This window comes from Cohaesibacter marisflavi (assembly GCF_900115225.1).
In the GTDB taxonomy this organism is placed as follows: domain Bacteria; phylum Pseudomonadota; class Alphaproteobacteria; order Rhizobiales; family Cohaesibacteraceae; genus Cohaesibacter; species Cohaesibacter marisflavi.
This window is the reverse complement of record NZ_FOVR01000005.1, coordinates 219548-235357: the sequence shown is the minus strand read 5'-3', so window position 1 is coordinate 235357 and position 15810 is coordinate 219548. Positions and strand designations below refer to the sequence as shown.

The 15810-nt window shown below is 54.9% G+C and carries 13 protein-coding genes; 3 read left to right on the top strand and 10 right to left on the bottom strand.

Annotated elements, in window-relative coordinates:
- Positions 1-28: 28 nt before the first annotated feature.
- Positions 29-1225, bottom strand: coding sequence for a glycosyltransferase family 4 protein (locus BM258_RS12160; protein WP_139229257.1), 1197 nt, complete (start codon positions 1223-1225; stop codon positions 29-31).
- An 84-nt stretch (positions 1226-1309) separates the two neighbouring features.
- Between BM258_RS12160 and BM258_RS12155 the strand changes: the two genes are divergently transcribed.
- On the top strand, positions 1310-2116 hold the full coding sequence (locus BM258_RS12155; protein ID WP_090072581.1) for an alpha/beta hydrolase: 807 nt from the start codon (positions 1310-1312) through the stop codon (positions 2114-2116).
- 3 nt (positions 2117-2119) lie between these two features.
- Here the strand turns inward: BM258_RS12155 and BM258_RS12150 are convergent, their stop codons facing one another.
- The gene (locus tag BM258_RS12150; RefSeq protein ID WP_090072579.1) at positions 2120-3043 is read right to left on the bottom strand and encodes a 5'-nucleotidase; all 924 of its coding nucleotides are present in this window, start codon (positions 3041-3043) and stop codon (positions 2120-2122) included.
- A gap of 170 nt (positions 3044-3213) precedes the next feature.
- On the bottom strand, positions 3214-4518 hold the full coding sequence (locus tag BM258_RS12145; RefSeq protein ID WP_090072577.1) for an aspartate aminotransferase family protein: 1305 nt from the start codon (positions 4516-4518) through the stop codon (positions 3214-3216).
- 115 nt (positions 4519-4633) lie between these two features.
- Between BM258_RS12145 and BM258_RS12140 the strand changes: the two genes are divergently transcribed.
- Positions 4634-5482, top strand: a complete 849-nt coding sequence (locus tag BM258_RS12140; protein WP_090072720.1) for a LysR family transcriptional regulator — start codon at positions 4634-4636, stop codon at positions 5480-5482.
- Between the two features lie 121 nt (positions 5483-5603).
- On the opposite strand, the gene BM258_RS12135 is transcribed toward BM258_RS12140, so the two are convergent.
- The 6 genes from BM258_RS12135 to BM258_RS12105 all read right to left on the bottom strand — a co-directional run bounded on the left by BM258_RS12135 (position 5604) and on the right by BM258_RS12105 (position 13279).
- Positions 5604-7178 (bottom strand): carboxylesterase/lipase family protein, encoded by a 1575-nt coding sequence (locus BM258_RS12135; RefSeq protein ID WP_175528048.1) that lies wholly within the window; start codon positions 7176-7178, stop codon positions 5604-5606.
- Positions 7179-7424: 246 nt separating this feature from the next.
- Positions 7425-8816 (bottom strand): NAD-dependent succinate-semialdehyde dehydrogenase, encoded by a 1392-nt coding sequence (locus tag BM258_RS12130; RefSeq protein WP_090072573.1) that lies wholly within the window; start codon positions 8814-8816, stop codon positions 7425-7427.
- Between the two features lie 438 nt (positions 8817-9254).
- Positions 9255-10625: a tryptophanase gene (locus BM258_RS12120; RefSeq protein ID WP_090072569.1), complete on the bottom strand. Its 1371-nt coding sequence runs from the start codon at positions 10623-10625 to the stop codon at positions 9255-9257.
- Positions 10626-10866: 241 nt separating this feature from the next.
- Entirely contained in the window at positions 10867-11244 is a 378-nt protein-coding gene (locus tag BM258_RS12115; RefSeq protein ID WP_090072566.1) for an MmcQ/YjbR family DNA-binding protein, read from the bottom strand.
- A gap of 102 nt (positions 11245-11346) precedes the next feature.
- Positions 11347-12240 (bottom strand): hypothetical protein, encoded by an 894-nt coding sequence (locus BM258_RS12110; protein ID WP_090072564.1) that lies wholly within the window; start codon positions 12238-12240, stop codon positions 11347-11349.
- A 136-nt stretch (positions 12241-12376) separates the two neighbouring features.
- Positions 12377-13279 carry a hydrogen peroxide-inducible genes activator gene (locus BM258_RS12105; RefSeq protein ID WP_090072563.1) on the bottom strand — a complete coding sequence of 301 codons (903 nt, stop codon included), beginning with the start codon at positions 13277-13279 and terminating at the stop codon, positions 12377-12379.
- A gap of 124 nt (positions 13280-13403) precedes the next feature.
- Between BM258_RS12105 and BM258_RS12100 the strand changes: the two genes are divergently transcribed.
- Positions 13404-14060 (top strand): peroxiredoxin, encoded by a 657-nt coding sequence (locus tag BM258_RS12100; protein WP_090072561.1) that lies wholly within the window; start codon positions 13404-13406, stop codon positions 14058-14060.
- 102 nt (positions 14061-14162) lie between these two features.
- On the opposite strand, the gene BM258_RS12095 is transcribed toward BM258_RS12100, so the two are convergent.
- Positions 14163-15644 (bottom strand): sensor histidine kinase, encoded by a 1482-nt coding sequence (locus BM258_RS12095; protein ID WP_090072559.1) that lies wholly within the window; start codon positions 15642-15644, stop codon positions 14163-14165.
- Positions 15645-15810 lie beyond the last annotated feature (166 nt).

Below are 15810 nucleotides of genomic sequence, written 5' to 3'. Positions count from 1 at the left end.
TGAGGAGCGCCGAGTTGGGCGCGATCGGCTAGCGCTCGGCTCCATAGCGATCCGCCAGATCACATCCCAGCAGTTGGTCATAGACAGCAAGGGTCTGCTGGCCCATGGATTTAAGCGAAAAGCAGGCCTCGATCAGATTTCTGGCGACCGGGGCCACCTGCTGTTTCTTTGCCTCGGGCATGGTAAGCGTTTGGGCGATCGCCTCCTGCCAGCCTTTTGCATCATCATGAGCGATGACGCTGGCGATCCATTGTTCCGGCGTCACATCCATGGGCGGAGCCACGACCTCGGGCTGGGCGCCCAGATCGCCAACAAGGGTCGGCTTGCCCATGGCCAGCCCTTCGGCTGCCGAGCGTCCGAAGGTCTCCGCATCCTGACTGGGCACAATCACCATAGTGGCCAGCGCATAGGCTGCCGGCATGTCCTTGCAATGGCCAACCCGACTGACGCAGTCAGCCACATCGTGCTCGGCGATCAGACGATCCAGCTCCGCGACATAGGATTCACGCCCCTGTTCATCGCCGATGAGAAGCAATTGGAAGGTTGGCCCGATGGCTTTCTTGAGCGCGCCCATCACTGGAATGATGAAACTCTGCCCCTTCCAACGCGTCAGCCTTGAGGGAAGGATCATCACGGGGCGGGCATCCAATTCCCATTTGCTGCGCAGGGCTTGAATCCGCTCGTCAGAAATCTTTTGTGGATCGAACAGATCCATATCGACACCGCGGTGAATGGTCATCGTCCGGTTTTCCGCATCCGGATTGCGCCCGATGACGAGCCGAGCCGTGTAATGGGAATTGGCGATCACAATATCGCCTTTGGCCATGACCGAATTATAGAAGGCCTTCAACCGCCCCTTCTGGCTATAGGCGCCGTGATAGGTGGTCACAAAGGGCACACCGGCGCGCCGGGCAGCAATATAAGCGCTCCATGCAGGGGCACGAGAGCGGGCATGGACGAGATCCACCCCTTCCTCTCGGATCATGCGCTCGATGGCTTTGGCGTTGGAGAAGAGAATCCGCAACGGATTCTTGCTAAGCCCCTTGAGCGGCAACAGGCGTCCGCCCACCGCCTCCAATTCGGGCAGCAACCGCCCTGCTTCAGCGGCCACCAGAGCCTTGCCACCAGAGCTGGTTATCGCGGCTGCGATATCCACCGTTCCGCGCTCTACGCCACCGGAATCGAGCCAAGGAATAACCTGTAGAATTGTTGGGGCTTTCGTCATGCGGTCCACCGCGCTATGTAACTGGCATCCCCGTCGCCGCGCTTGCCAACGGTGCCGTTTGATTTCTTTCCCGGAGACATAACAATGTCAGCCCCCCAAAAGCAAACCTTCCTTGTCGGAAACCCCTTGGTTGAGGGGGACCATCCCCGCGAAATTGCCTTCAAACAGCGATTGGCCGCAAAAGCGGGCCAACCGGGGCTGTTCTGGATGAATGGCTACAAGTCCAACATGGAAGGGGACAAGGCGCAGTGTCTGGATGAATGGGCGACAGAAAATGGCGCGGCCTTCACCCGCTTTGACTATTCCGGCCATGGCGTCTCCGGCGGAGACTTTCTGGATGGCACCATCTCGCGATGGCTCGCCGAAAGCCTTGCGGTGTTCGATGAAAAGACCGACGGACCGCAAATCATCTGCGGCTCATCCATGGGCGGCTGGCTCGCCCTGTTGCTCACCCGAGCGCATATTGCACAGGTCGGGCTTGAAAAGAGCCGCATCAAGGGCCTTGTTCTGATCGCCCCGGCAATCGACATGACCAAAGTGTTGATGTGGGACAATTTTGACGAAGCAGCCAAGGCCGAAATGGCGGAAACAGGCATTTTCCGGCGCCCAAGTGCTTATGATGATGGCCCTTATGAAATCACCGCCAAACTGATCGAGGATGGCAAGGCTCATCTGTTGGGCGATGATCTGATCGAAACCGGTTGTCCGGTGCATATCCTGCAAGGGGTCAAGGACGACGCAGTTCCCTGGCATTCATCAGTCGATCTGGTTGCCCGTCTGGCGCGTGACGATGTCAAGCTGACGCTGGTCAAGGATGGCGATCATCGCCTCTCCCGCCCGGATGATCTCAAGCTACTGATCAGGGCGGTAGAAAATCTGCTTGAGCGCTAGATTTTACCTATTTGCTATTCCAAAGGGGATATGAACTAAAGATACTCCATCTACGTTCTGATCTAAATGTGAGCGCTGATCATCAAAGAACATATGCGGTTTGAACACTTCAAGAATTCGAGATTTTTGCATACCTCCAAGGAAAAATGTTTCGTCCGGGCTTACTCCCCACTCGTCTAGAGTCGTGATCACCCTTTCATGGGCAGGGGAATTTCTTGCGGTAATAATTGCGGTACGAATAAACCTTTTATAGCTGGAATCCTCTTTATTCTTCCTTGCTTCAATATCTTGCAATTTGGAAATCTTTTTAAAAAAATCTGCCAACGGTCCAGAAAATAAAGGAATACTCGACTGCGCATCCTCTTGTTGATGAAACTCCGACAACCCAAGCTCTTGTACGACCACTTCTGATCGATCATCAGCTATCACTCCATCAAAATCGAACGCAATTCTCAGTTCGTCTCCATCTTCTTCATGTATATTACTATTTGGAAGGACAATGCCAGCAGGATACCCTGCGTCAATAGCATTTTTCACGTCTTGTTTATTGGCGGAGAGAAAGAGCGACGCATTGAATGCTGGAATATATGCATACGGTGACTTTCCTTGCAAAAATGCCGCCCTTGAAATTTCTAACCCATAATGTCGAATCGACCGAAAGACCCGCTTTCCAGTGGCGGGAGAATTTCTCGATAAAACCACGACTTCAGCAGGTTTTTCCTTACTATTTTTCTCGTTGATCTGCAAAAATTTTTGTATAAACGAAAATGCGTATCCTTCGCTAAGCGGCTCATCTAGATGAGCTTCTTGATAGGCCTTATAAGCTTCCTGCCCCTCGTCTTTGAAAATTCGATCTGGTTGTTCCAAATTGAAGAGCGCACTTGAGGACACCGCGATAACTAATTTATCTTCGATTGGATAAGGCATTACTTCTTCCCAAATAATTGTCGCCACAACTCTATCAAGTCACTTGGAGTGCAGCAATAACAACCAATTTCACTTAATGCTTATGTGCGCTAATTTAGGATGAACTTTTTATTGAAAAACCCCGCTGCGGAAGGGTTTGCACCACTCGCAGCGGGGTTGTCTTTTGGACCCTATTTCGTGGCAGCGGCCATCGAATCGGAGATGATGTTGAGGGCCTTGTCGATTTCTTCGGCGGACACCGTCAGCGGCGGGGCAATGCGGAAGACGCCGCCCATGCCCGGCAGCTTGACCACATTCATGGAGAGGCCGCGCTGCATCGCTTCTTCCATGATTTTGGTACCCAGCTCGTAGCCCGGAGCCTTGGTTTCCTGATCCTTGACCACTTCGAGCCCGATCAGCAGGCCGCGCCCGCGAATATCGCCGATGCAATTGAACTGTTTTTGCAGTTCCAAAAGACCATTGCGCATCTGGGCTCCGCGTTCGGTTGCCTTTTCAACCAAGCCATCCCGAGCGACCACATCCAGCACCGTGTTGCCGATGGCGGCGGGCAGCGGATCGGACACATGGGTGGTGTAGAAAAGGAAACCGCGTTCATGGGCCTTTTCTTCGATTTCCTTGCTCGTCATAATCGCCGCCAGCGGCAGGCCAGCGCCAAGGGTCTTGGACAGACTCATGATATCGGGCGTAACGCCATCGCGCTGGAAGGCAAACATGGTGCCGGTCCGACCGACGCCGGTCTGGGCTTCATCGAGGATGAGCAACATGCCGCGCTCTTCACATTTCTTTTTCAGAGCTGCCAGATAGCCGAGCGGCAATTCGATGATGCCACCGCTTGAAAGGATCGGTTCTGCGATGAAGGCGGCCAGCTTGCCCGAAGTCTGGCAATCGATGAGGCGGAAGGCGTCATCCAGCTCGGTCTGCCAATCAAGGCTGCCATCGGCATTGGTAAAGCGCGGGCGGTAGGTGTCCGGGGCAGGAATGACGAAAGAGCCAACGGACGCAGGCCCATATCCGAAGCGACCCGCGCTATAGGTGGCCGAAGCAGCCGCACCCGTCATGCCATGCCAGCTCTGGGCAAAGGCAACGATCTCATGGCCACCGGTCACCAGTTTGGCCATGCGGATGGCGGCTTCGTTTGATTCGGCGCCGGTGGTTACCAGCATCACTCGATCCAGCCCCGGCGCAAGCTCGGCAAGGCGGGAGGCAAGGTCTACAACCGGACGAGAGAGCATGCCGGAGAAAAGATGAGCAACCGTCGCCATCTGTTTGTTGACGGTGGAGACGATATCCGGATGGGAATGGCCAAGCAGGGCGCTCATCTGGCCGGAGGTGAAATCGAGAATGGCGCGGCCATCGGCGTCATAGACATAGTTGCCTTCGGCGCGCTCGATGATCAGTTTTTCAAAGGCAGAGCCATAGCGGATCAAATGGTCGTTGGCGCGGTTCCAAAAGGCCGGATCATCATTTAAGGACATGCTGTTTCTCTCTGGTATCGGGGCGATGTTTTTTGTTGCTCATCCAGCCTTAGCAAGGCTTGAAAATTCAGGCAAATTGATAATACTAAATTCAGATATCAATCGGACTTATATCATGCAGTCACTCGACATCGCCTTGCTGAAAAATTTCGTCATTGTGGCACAAACAGGCTCCATCAGCCTTGCCGCCCAGCAGGTCGGGCGCACACAGTCGGCGCTCAGCATGCAGATGCATCGTCTGGAGGCTCAACTCGGTAAACCGCTTCTGCATCGCACCGGCGCGGGCGTCAGGTTGACGGCGGCGGGTGAGAAATTGCTGGTGCATGCCGAGGCTCTTCTTACCCAGCATGACGAAATCCTGATGGATATGACCGGAACCACCTTGCGCGGTTCGATCAGCCTTGGCTGTACGGAGGATTATGCAAGCGCCTTCTTGCCCCAGCTTCTGGGCAGTTTTTGCGCGCGTTATCCGGACATCGATTTGAGGCTGGCCTGCGCCCCGTCAACGGATCTGAGGCCGCAATTGCAGCAGCGCTTGCTGGATATGGCGCTGGTCTCCCTGCCTTCAGCCAAGGCGGACGGGGTTATTCGCAAGGAGCAGCTGGTCTGGGTGGCCAATGAAGCTGCGCCGGCGATCCTTTCGGCTCCGATTCTACCGCTCGCCCTGCCCACTCCGAGCACGATCGACTATCGGGCAGCCTGCACCGTGATGGAGGCGATCAACCGGCGCTATCGGGTGGCCTATGCCAGCAACAGTCTGGCCGGTCTTCTGGCTATTGCCCGCTCGGGCCACGCCATCAGCGTTCTGACCCGCAGCGCCGTGCCACAGGATCTGCATATCATATCAGATGACTTGCCACCGCTACCCGCCATAGGCATCACGCTGGAACTGGCCGATCAGCGTCCTTCCGCTGCGGTTTCGGCATTGGCGGACCATATCCGCACGACTTTGCCGCACTTATAAGGCTTAGGTCCTGCATGACGGGCAGCTTTCTCGCTCAGATAAAGAAACATCCAGCCCAATTCCTCGAGCTGGATGATGGTCTCACTATCTTGTTTCAGGCTTCTTTCAGGCAGCCATATCCCTAGACAGCATCAATCGCCACATCCTGCCATGCTGCGCGTCGCTCGGCACCAATGAAGTCCTGCCCAATGCTCGGCGTGGCGTCAAAGCGCAGATAGTCGAGCGCCTCGGGATCATGCTGTGGCCAGTCTGGCAGGTCTGATGTCTGCGGATTACCGGTGCGGGCAAACGCAATGAAGCTGTCGCGCATACGTTCTGACACCGTTTGGGCTTGCTTGGTCCATTCAACAGGGAACGGCGCCTCATTGGGCTTGCCAAACGTGAATGCAATATCAGAGGCATGAGCGGCTCCGATCGGGGAGGCCTTTTGATAGTCGAAGCGATAGCTCCAGACATCCGCGCCCAGGCCCTTCAGCTGATCAGCCAAGCGCAAAGAGGGAATACCGGTAAAGCTGTCGCTGAAGAGATCCATCAGCGGATCGCGTTCTGGCCTTGCATGCGCCTTATAGATTCTTGCCAGTTCATTCCATTTTTCCTCACCCACGAGACTGCGTACCTTGAGCGGTAGGCCTTCGAACAGATTTTCAAAATGGGCAAAGGTCTGGCCCTCATTCTCGCAGTGACCAATAAGAGCAGGAATGGCCGAGAGTGTTTCCAGTGGATGCTTGGGCAGAACCGAGTCGCCAATGGCGGGATGGAATGGCTCGCCCCCAAGCAGGATACTCTTGGATTTAGCTCCCATAGCCGCAAAGATGCGCTTGAGTTCTTCAAGTGGCAAAGCCATAAGCTTTTCGTCTTCACCGGGCTTGAGACCTGCTTCAGCCAGTGCAAAGGCCAGCACCTCTTCTGCCTCACGGGCCGAATAGATGGGACGTGCGCCACCGCTCTGGATGATGGCACGGGCGAACAGACCACGCGCGCGCGGCGATCCGATAAGCGTGCTGATGGCCATGGCTCCGGCCGATTCCCCCATCACTGTGACATTGGCAGGATCACCGCCGAATTGCTCGATATTCTTCTGGATCCATTGCAGCGCGGCTACCTGATCGAGTAGAGCGAGATTGGCCGAATCTGCATCCAGCGAGGTGCGCAGAAAACCAAAGCCATTGAGGCGATAGTTGATGGAGACATAAACGAGATCGCCGCGCTCTGCATAGTCATCACCGTAATAAACCGCTTCCGAGCCGGAGCCGGCCACATAGCCGCCACCGTGAATCCAGACCAGCACCGGACGCGGCGTATCAGATCCTTTTTCTGGAGCCCAGACGTTGAGATAAAGGCAATCTTCGGCGCCAGCATCGTGCACCGGCATGCCAGCGCTCAGTGCTTGCTGTACGGCCTGATTGCCAAAGGCAACCGTCTCTTTCTGCCCTGCCCAGGACGAAACCGGACAAGGGGCACGGCCGCGCAAATCTCCAACAGGCGGTTCGGCAAAGGGGATGCCGCGCCAGACGCGGGTGCCATTGGCTTCGCGCGCACCAATAATCTGCCCACCAGTGACAGTAAGGGCCGTGGCGGCATCCACCTTTGTGGTCTCGCCAGCTGCTTGTGCCGTGTTGCTCCAATGCGGGGCAACCCCGAGAGCCGCCAGAGAGGCCACCGAGGTCATGAATGTTCTGCGAGAAATAGCGGTCATGAAAAATCCTTCTTCTATGAGTGGCCGAGCAATAGACCTCAAAAGGGAGCCAGAACCAGCAAATGCCAAATGAGCATCTTCGGCTTCCATCTCTCTGCCTCTTATCTAGCCAAATCATCCAGACCATTCAATCAATGCATCCGCATAGCATCTGTGAACAAGGCTTCTGAATGTGGCGAGAGCCCGCTCAGTACACTGAACGGGCTCCCGATTGCATAAGGTCAATAAAAGGCTTTTTTGAGCCGATCAGAAGGCAGCGTCGATATCGACAACATCAATCAGCTTGTGGTTGACGAACTCGGTCAAACCAAGATCAAGCAATTCGCGACCATAGCCAGAGCGGCGGATGCCGCCAAATGGCAAGTCAGCCTCAACCTTGGTTGGATGGTTCACAAACACCATGCCGGTAGAAATCTGCGCGGCCACGTCTGCGCCGTGTTTTTCATCCTTGGTGAAGACCGAGCCACCCAGACCAAACGGGGTATCATTGGCGATGCGGACTGCGTCTGCCTCGTCTTTTGCCCTGAAGAACATGGAGACCGGACCGAAGAATTCCCAGTAACGGGCTTCATTCTCTTCGCCCAGACCACTCAGGATGGTTGGCTGCACAAAGGCCCCCTTGGTGGGAACGGCAGGGCCGACTTCTTCGGCTTTTGCCCCTTTGGCAACGGCCTTCTTGATCTGTTCCTTCACATCATCAGCGGCCTTCTGGGAAGAAAGCGGCGCAAGGGTGGTGTTCGGGTCAAACGGATCCCCTGCCACCAGTTTGGCAACGCCAGCCTTATATTTTTCGAGGAATTCATCATAGACCGAATCCTCGATGATCATGCGCTTGGAAGAGACACAGACCTGCCCGCCGTTCCAGTGGCGACCAAAGACGGCCCAATCCACGGCCTTGTCAATGTCGGCATCCTTGAGCACGACGAAAGCGTCGGCGCCACCCAGTTCCATGGTGGACTTCTTGAGCGCCTTACCGGCCTGAGCCGCCACAACGGAGCCTGCCGCTTCGGAGCCTGTGAGGGCCACACCATGCACACGTGGATCGTTGATGATCATCTCGATCTGGGAGCGGGTTGCATAAAGGTTGGTAAAGGCCCCTTCTGGCAAACCGGCTTCCTTCATCAGCTTTTCAAAGCGGGCGGCGCTCTGAGGGACGTTGGACGCATGCTTGAGCAGAAGCGTATTACCTGCAGACAGCTGCGGTGCGAGAATACGGGCGATCTGATAGTAAGGGAAGTTCCAAGGCTCAATGGCCAGCAGGACGCCGAGTGGTTCATGCACGAGCGTCGCATCACCTTCAGCAGGGTCAAGCACAGGCAACTTACGCGGTTGGAGAAGCTTTTCTGCGTTGCGAACGTAATATTCAAGGATCTTGGCGGAGAGCTCAACCTCGGCCTTGGCCTCAGCCGTGATCTTGCCCATTTCAAGGGTCAGGAGCTTTGCATGCTCATCTGCATCGGCGCGCAGCAGGTCTGCAGCCTTTTGCAGAATCTTTGCCCGCTCGGCAAAGCCGGTTTCGCGCCAGGCCAAGAAAGCAGTATGCGCCTTGTCGATGGCTGCGCTTACCTCTGCATCCGTCGCATCGGGGAAGGACGCTACCTGTTCGCCGTTATATGGATTAATCGTTGCATATGCCATAATCTTTCCTCTCCTTATTTTTCTTGCCCTTTGGTCTCGGTGGCCGCTGGTTTTGAAGACCATCCAGACCGTCGGGCTTATTGTGTTGAGTTGAGCGGTTGATCTGTTGAGAGACTGGCGAAATCTGTTTCCCTCAGCGGTGCAACGATCCCTACTCTTATTGACTGATTTCCGAAAGCGCTTGAAGCGGCCCCAAAGACCTCTCTTGCGTTTCGCATATTCTGAATATGGTTGTCTCTTTTGAGCAATTCAAAGATGATCAGATCATCGGTCTCATGACAAAATTGCATGGAACAAATGTATTTAATTGAGGATTTTCATACTTAAAGGATCTTAAGTCCGGAGACCGCCCGATTTGCCGACCTGAAGACAAAAGAAAAGGCGCGCCAGCAAATTGGGCTGGCGCGCCTTCGCACAATCAGGATGGCCCAGTCGGAGTTAGCCGTCCAGAGGTGCGAAGCTGCAGGTGAAGTGCCGCATCAGTTTTGGTTCCCTGATGATCTTGAACCCCTTGAGTTGATCTTTTTCAGCGGCCAGTTGCTCAAAGGCTTCCACCACATAATCTGCGTGGGATTGGGTATAGGTGCGACGCGGGAAGGCAAGGCGCACCAGTTCCATGGCTGCGGGCTTTTCCGAGCCGTCGGTCTGACGACCAAACATCACCGACCCGATTTCGCAAGAGCGGATGCCGCCAATCTCATAGAGCTTGCAGGCCACGGTATGGGCCGGGTATTTCAGCGGATCGATATGGGGCAACCAGCTTTTGGCATCAACAAACACCGCATGGCCACCGGCTGGCTTGACCACCGGAATGCCAAGGGCATCAAGTTTCTCGATGATATATTCGTTGGTGCGGATGCGATATCTGAGATAATCCTCATCGATAATCTCGTGCAGCCCTTGTGCCAGAGCCTCCAGATCACGTCCGGCTAGGCCACCATAGGTGGGAAAGCCTTCCGTCTGAATGAGGCGAACGCGGGCTTGTTCCGCAAGCGAATCGTTGTTGAAGGCAATCCAGCCACCGATATTGCCAAAGGCATCCTTCTTGGCGCTCATGGTCATGCCATCAGCCACCGAGAAACAGTCGCGCACGATGTCCTTGATGGAGCGGTCCTGCTGGCCTTCTTCGCGTTGCTTGATAAACCAGGCATTTTCCGAGAAGCGGCAGCCATCGATTATGAAGGGCTTGCCATATTCATGGGCCAGCGCCGCAACACCACGGATATTTTCAAGGCTCACGGGCTGACCACCGCCAGCATTGTTGGTGATGGTGATCATCACCATGGGTACGCTGTCGCCTTTCTCCTCCAGAAAGGCCTTCAGCTTGCCAAGATCCATATTGCCCTTGAAGGGATAAAGCGAAGCCGGGTCCTTGCCCTCCTCGATCACCAGATCATAGGCCTCGGCACCCGATGCCTCGATATTGCCGCGCGTGGTGTCGAAATGGGTGTTGGAAGGGACATGTTTGCCCGCACCGCCAAAGATAGAAACCAGAATCGCCTCTGCCGCGCGCCCCTGATGGGTCGGGATGATATGCTCAAAGGGCATCAATTCCTGAACACTATCGCGGAAACGATAATAAGAGGGAGAGCCGGCGTAGCTCTCGTCGCCACGCATCACGGCGGCCCACTGCTCGGCACTCATGGCGCCCGTCCCCGAATCGGTCAGAAGGTCGATGATCACGTCTTCGGACTTGAGCGCGAAGAGATTATAGTCGGCAGCCTTGAGCTTTGCCTCGCGTTCGGCACGCGTGGTCATGCGAATGGGCTCTACCGATTTGATGCGGAAAGGTTCGATAATGGTTTTCATCACTGTATCTCCGGTCTGATCAGCCCGGAGTTGTGACCATGAAACCATGTTCGATGTGAACGTCCGGGCTGTGCGCCGCGGTTGCCCTCCTCGATGCCGGTTGAAATGACAGGGCGTCAAATTCCGACAGGATGACCGCGCTCAGCGCCGAAAGGTTTACAGACAGGATTTTGGCAAAACCTCATCACAGGGTCAAGTCCTTGATATCGCAATTTCGACGCGAATTTTGAGCCGGATTGTTTCAGATCCGATTCGACCCATCTGAAAGGCCAAGCTCTGCGCGGATCTTGCGGGTCAACTTGCCAACAATGATCTCGTAAGCCACATCCAGATGCTCCTTGAGATCCTCATCACTCATGGCATCGGGCTCAGTGAGCTGAACCCATTTGGCCCGCGCCAGATGGGGCGCGGGAATGATGCCCGGCTCATCGCGCAGAATCTCATAGACCATGTCAGAGCATTTGAAACTGATTTTTGGGTGATTGCCGTCTTTTGTCTCTGGTGCGCAGAGCGCAAAGATCTTGCCACCGATCTTCCAGACCGAGCAGCCACCCCACTGCACCACATTGGTGGCGTGGCGCAGGGTGGCGCAATGGGTATCAAATTCGTCGCGTGTCATGGCTTCCAGTCGCTATGCAGTTCAGGCTCGGCTCCCCTTCGTCCGATAGGACATAGGGAGCTATCCAATAGCATGGAATCACGCGTGCGGACAGGACTAGGCTTAGGGTTTGTAGACATCATACTTATAGACGCCTTCATTAATAACCCCCTTTTTGCGCATGGTCTTGACCAGATTTTCAATCGTCATGTTCCGGGCGATTCCAGATTCGGGTTCCAGTGCCTGTATCTTCTTGAAGAAGGCTTTCTGGTCGGCTTTCTTGGCCGTTAAAACTGCAGTTGAAAATTTCATGATGGCTTCGCGCAATTTTTTTTCGCTCACATTCCGGAACCCACAATTGAGCAATTTGGCTGGTGTCAGGTCGACTCCTGTACGCTCGGCTTCGGTCTTGCCCGTTGCTTCCTTTTCCTTGCGCTTCCTGACCTGGTGCTCGATGTGTCTGAGATCAGTCGCATGGCCTTCGCGCAACTTCTTCTCGATTTTAGCGGCCTCATCTGTGCGCCCAAGGGCTTGGGCAATCATGTATTTTTCCAGTATGTTAGCATCGTAATGCTCGTCCAGATCCAGTTTCTTGGCAACCTTCTTGGGATCTCCCATATTGGCTTTGGCCTTAGCGATGGCAGTCTGCTCATGCCATTTCCGGAAGATATCTCGCTGGTAAAAAGCGGGCACGATCTTGCTGTCAAATCTCTTGATGATGTCCTTGCGCATCAAGGCAACGATCTTGCTCCATTTGTCGAGATCCGCGCTAGATGTCCCGCGCATCATCTGTGAGGCGGCTTGGCGAATTTGATCAGCCACTTTTACGGGATTTTCTGCATCAGGAGACAAGTATTTGACATACACCTCGCTCGGAATCGGCGGGCTCAGAAGGAACTCCAGTTCATTGGCAAGTAAAGGACTGCTGCCCATATCTTGCCGTATCAGGCGTCTGAGCTCGGGCACCTTCAACAAATCGAGAATGCCGTCAGGATATGTGATGCGATCTTTCTTCATAAAATCAAACCTCGTCTAAGAGCCGTCGTTTGACTTTATGTGCTGGATAAAGGCGGAAAAGTTCATCGCCCCATTCAAGCCTATTGCTGTGTGGCTTCTTGATCGCTGGCTTCAAGCGCGCGCAAGCGCCTGTTCCCTAGCCTATGCGCAGGCTCTCTCTGGCCTTGATGATCAAGTCCCCCAGAGCCCGGAAATCGTCTTTGCGGGTGGAGGATTTACGCCAGACCAGAGTGATCTTGCGGGGCAAGGAGGTTGGCAAATCGATCTCGACCACATCATGCGCCTTGGTCAATCCAGCATCAATGGCCACATTGGGAATGAGGGTCGAGCCCAGCCCCTCTTCCACCATCGCCAACAGGGTGGCCAGGCTGGTGGCGTCAAACTCCACATCCTTGTTCAACAGCCCCGGAAAGGCAGACAAGGCATGTTGCTGCAAGCAATGGCCGCGCTCCAATAGCATAAGAGGTTCATTCTTGAGCATTGTGCCATCGGCCAGACTTTTGCAGGCCAACTCATGATCCAGCGGGGCAACAAGGTGATAGCCGTCTTCAAACAGTTCCAGTGTCTCCAGATCGCCTACATCGTGGGGCAATGCGATGAGCGCCACATCAAGCCGCCCGCTTCTGAGGCCTTCAAGCAGTTGGTCGGTCAATTCCTCACGCAAGTAGAGCCGCAGGCGGGGATGCTCGTCACGCAACAATGGACGCAGACGCGGCAAAAGGAAGGGACCGACGGTGGGAATCACACCGAGATGCATGTCGCCGGCCATGGCCTCGGCTTCCAACGCGGCCGTTTCCACCAGATGCTGGGTATCGGTCATAATCTTGCGCGCCTGCTCGACAATCTTGCGGCCGATGGGCGTCATGATCACGGAGCGCTTGGAGCGTTCGGCCAGTGTCACGCCCAATATGGATTCCAACTCCTTCAGCCCGGCACTGAGGGTTGATTGGGTCACATTGCAACGCTTCGCCGCATTGCTGAAATGCAATTCATCCGCTAAGGCAATCAGGAAGGTTAGCTGGCGCAAGGATGGGATCATGTCAGTTATCGTTTTTTTCGATTAAAACGTCAAAAATAACTCATTTCACTAATAAATAGACTGCTGATATTGTGCCGTCAACAGCAATGGACGCACTCAGCGTACCTAAAAAGGAGTATTTTACATGACAGATATTGAAACCACAGTAGAGGCCCCGGCATTCCCGCAACTGAATAAACCCGCTCCGGATTTCTGCGCTCCGACAACTGCCGGTGTCAAGAAACTGTCCGATTATGAAGGCAAATGGCTGATCCTGTTCTCCCACCCGGCCGACTTCACACCCGTTTGCTCCACCGAATTCATGGCCTTTGCCAAAGCCTATGACCAGTTTCAGGAAATGAACTGCGAATTGCTCGGTCTGTCGATCGACAGCATCCATTCCCACATCGCATGGGTGCGCAGCATCAAGGAAAATTGGGGCGTTGATATCCAGTTCCCGATCATCGACGACATTTCAATGACCGTTGCCAAGGCCTATGGCATGATCCATCCGGGTGCCAGCGACACGTCTGCAGTGCGAGCAACCTTCCTTATCGACCCGAAAGGCATCCTGCGTGCCATGGTCTATTACCCGATGTCCAACGGCCGTTCGATTCCGGAATTTGCGCGTCTTTTGGCAGCCCTGCAGACATCAGATGCCAATAAGGTGGCAACGCCGGAAGGCTGGCAGCCGGGCGACAAGGTCATTGTTCCGCCGCCATCCACCGTTGAAGGCGCCAATGCCCGCGCTTCGGAAGGCTATGAAACCGTTGACTGGTATTTCTCCAAGAAGGATCTCTGAGATCACTGCGTGATCATTGGCTCCTTCAAGGAAAGGTCAGGGCCTGCCAAGCGCCCTGGCCTTTTTGTTGGCCAATCTCCTGTCCGCCCTTATTTGGCGCCTTTACTCTCTGGGCAGGCTGATTTCAAAATGGGCGCCGGGGCTGCGATCGAGCAGACGAATAGCCCCCCCGTGTGCGCGGACAATTTCAGCGGCGATGGCAAGGCCCAGCCCAGTGCCACCCTTGCGCACAGAGCCCTGAAAGGGCCTGAACAGATGCGCTCGTGCGACCTCGGGAACACCGGGGCCAGTATCAGACACTTCTATGATGGTCTTGTCATTTTCGATGCGAGCAAACAGATCCAGCCTGCAAATCACCGCTTCTTCCTTGCGCCCCTGCATCACATCCACCGAGTTGCGGCACAGATTCATCAAGACCCGAAACAGCTGAGACGGATCGGCATAGACCTCAAGATCCTTCGGGATATGGTTTGAGAAGGTCAAGCGCGATGTTTCGGATAGGTCCAACAGGTCGCGCATTTCCTCGCCGAGCTGATGCAGATTCAGCAGCCGTTTGTCTGGCGGCGCTTCCTGTGCCTTGCCATAGGACATGACCGCGCGGGAATAGTCCACCGCCCGATCCAGCGTCCCCATTAGCTTGGGCACGACCCTTTGCACGGTTGGATCATCCAAAATCGACAGGCGATCGGAAAAGAGTTGGGCCGAGGCGATGATATTGCGCAGGTCATGATTGATCTTCGAGACTGCCAGCCCGAGATCGGCTAGGCGACGCTGCTTGTGCAGCGTATTGGCAAGAATGCCCTCCATCTCGCCCAATTGCATCTCGATCATGCCGATCTCATCGCGCCGTTCAGAAGGCTTGATGACAGCGTTGGTATCTTCGGGATTGGAGGTGAAGCGGGCCATATTGTCCAGAAGCCCCAGAATGGGCCGCACAAGCAAGGCCCTGAGAGACAGATAAACCAGACCGGCTGTCATCATCGAAATAACAAGCGACAGCAACAGGATGTTGATGGAAAAGCGAATCATATCGCCGCGCAATCCGGTCTCATCAAAGACCATTTCCACCATGCCCTGATTGTCCTTGGTCTGAGCAACCACGCGGATGGTGCGCCCCTTGCCGAACAACAGCGTATCAAAGGCAGCCGCAATCAATTCCGGCGGCCCCATGCTCTGGATATTGTCATCGCGCATGATCTTGCCGGGCATATCGACCATGGCCAGCAGGCGCCGTTCGCCATGATTGCGCAAACCAAGGGTCTGCACATTGAGGCGATTGAGCAGCTCCTGCTCGATGGCCTTGTCTTTCAGATCATCAGAGGCATTGGTATAGATCAGCGCCGCTACTTCTGCCAGTTCCAGCTTGCGCGTGATCCAGTCGGCACGGAATTTGGAAATGGAGGGCACAAAGATCAGAATTTCGCTGAGCATGACGAACACGATGGTCAGTAGCAAGAGCTTGGTTGACAATCCGAAGCTGGGATAGCCCTTTTCCTTGCCGTTACCCGCCGATTGCCCCTTCGCCGAGCCGACCAGAAGGCCATTGGCCTCGCTACCCTTATAATTCTGCGCCCTGTCGTCCATTCAGATTGCCCTTGATCCCTTGCCCGCTTGTCTTTTCATGGCGGCCACCCCATGCCATGGTACCCTATACCGATCTGAAGAAAATGACCTTTTTGGGCCATGCCTCGCACGAATACTTACCGGATCTATCTAATGCAGGGCTTTTGCTCCTTGGCAAGGGCTTTCC

What these genes read in the sequence shown, in the direction of transcription:
- BM258_RS12160 (WP_139229257.1), bottom strand. Translation starts at nt 1,225, where the DNA reads ATGACGAAAGCCCCAACAATTCTACAGGTTATTCCTTGGCTCGATTCC.
- BM258_RS12155 (WP_090072581.1), top strand. Translation starts at nt 1,310, where the DNA reads ATGTCAGCCCCCCAAAAGCAAACCTTCCTTGTCGGAAACCCCTTGGTT.
- BM258_RS12150 (WP_090072579.1), bottom strand. Translation starts at nt 3,043, where the DNA reads ATGCCTTATCCAATCGAAGATAAATTAGTTATCGCGGTGTCCTCAAGT.
- BM258_RS12145 (WP_090072577.1), bottom strand. Translation starts at nt 4,518, where the DNA reads ATGTCCTTAAATGATGATCCGGCCTTTTGGAACCGCGCCAACGACCAT.
- BM258_RS12140 (WP_090072720.1), top strand. Translation starts at nt 4,634, where the DNA reads ATGCAGTCACTCGACATCGCCTTGCTGAAAAATTTCGTCATTGTGGCA.
- BM258_RS12135 (WP_175528048.1), bottom strand. Translation starts at nt 7,178, where the DNA reads ATGACCGCTATTTCTCGCAGAACATTCATGACCTCGGTGGCCTCTCTG.
- BM258_RS12130 (WP_090072573.1), bottom strand. Translation starts at nt 8,816, where the DNA reads ATGGCATATGCAACGATTAATCCATATAACGGCGAACAGGTAGCGTCC.
- BM258_RS12120 (WP_090072569.1), bottom strand. Translation starts at nt 10,625, where the DNA reads ATGAAAACCATTATCGAACCTTTCCGCATCAAATCGGTAGAGCCCATT.
- BM258_RS12115 (WP_090072566.1), bottom strand. Translation starts at nt 11,244, where the DNA reads ATGACACGCGACGAATTTGATACCCATTGCGCCACCCTGCGCCACGCC.
- BM258_RS12110 (WP_090072564.1), bottom strand. Translation starts at nt 12,240, where the DNA reads ATGAAGAAAGATCGCATCACATATCCTGACGGCATTCTCGATTTGTTG.
- BM258_RS12105 (WP_090072563.1), bottom strand. Translation starts at nt 13,279, where the DNA reads ATGATCCCATCCTTGCGCCAGCTAACCTTCCTGATTGCCTTAGCGGAT.
- BM258_RS12100 (WP_090072561.1), top strand. Translation starts at nt 13,404, where the DNA reads ATGACAGATATTGAAACCACAGTAGAGGCCCCGGCATTCCCGCAACTG.
- BM258_RS12095 (WP_090072559.1), bottom strand. Translation starts at nt 15,644, where the DNA reads ATGGACGACAGGGCGCAGAATTATAAGGGTAGCGAGGCCAATGGCCTT.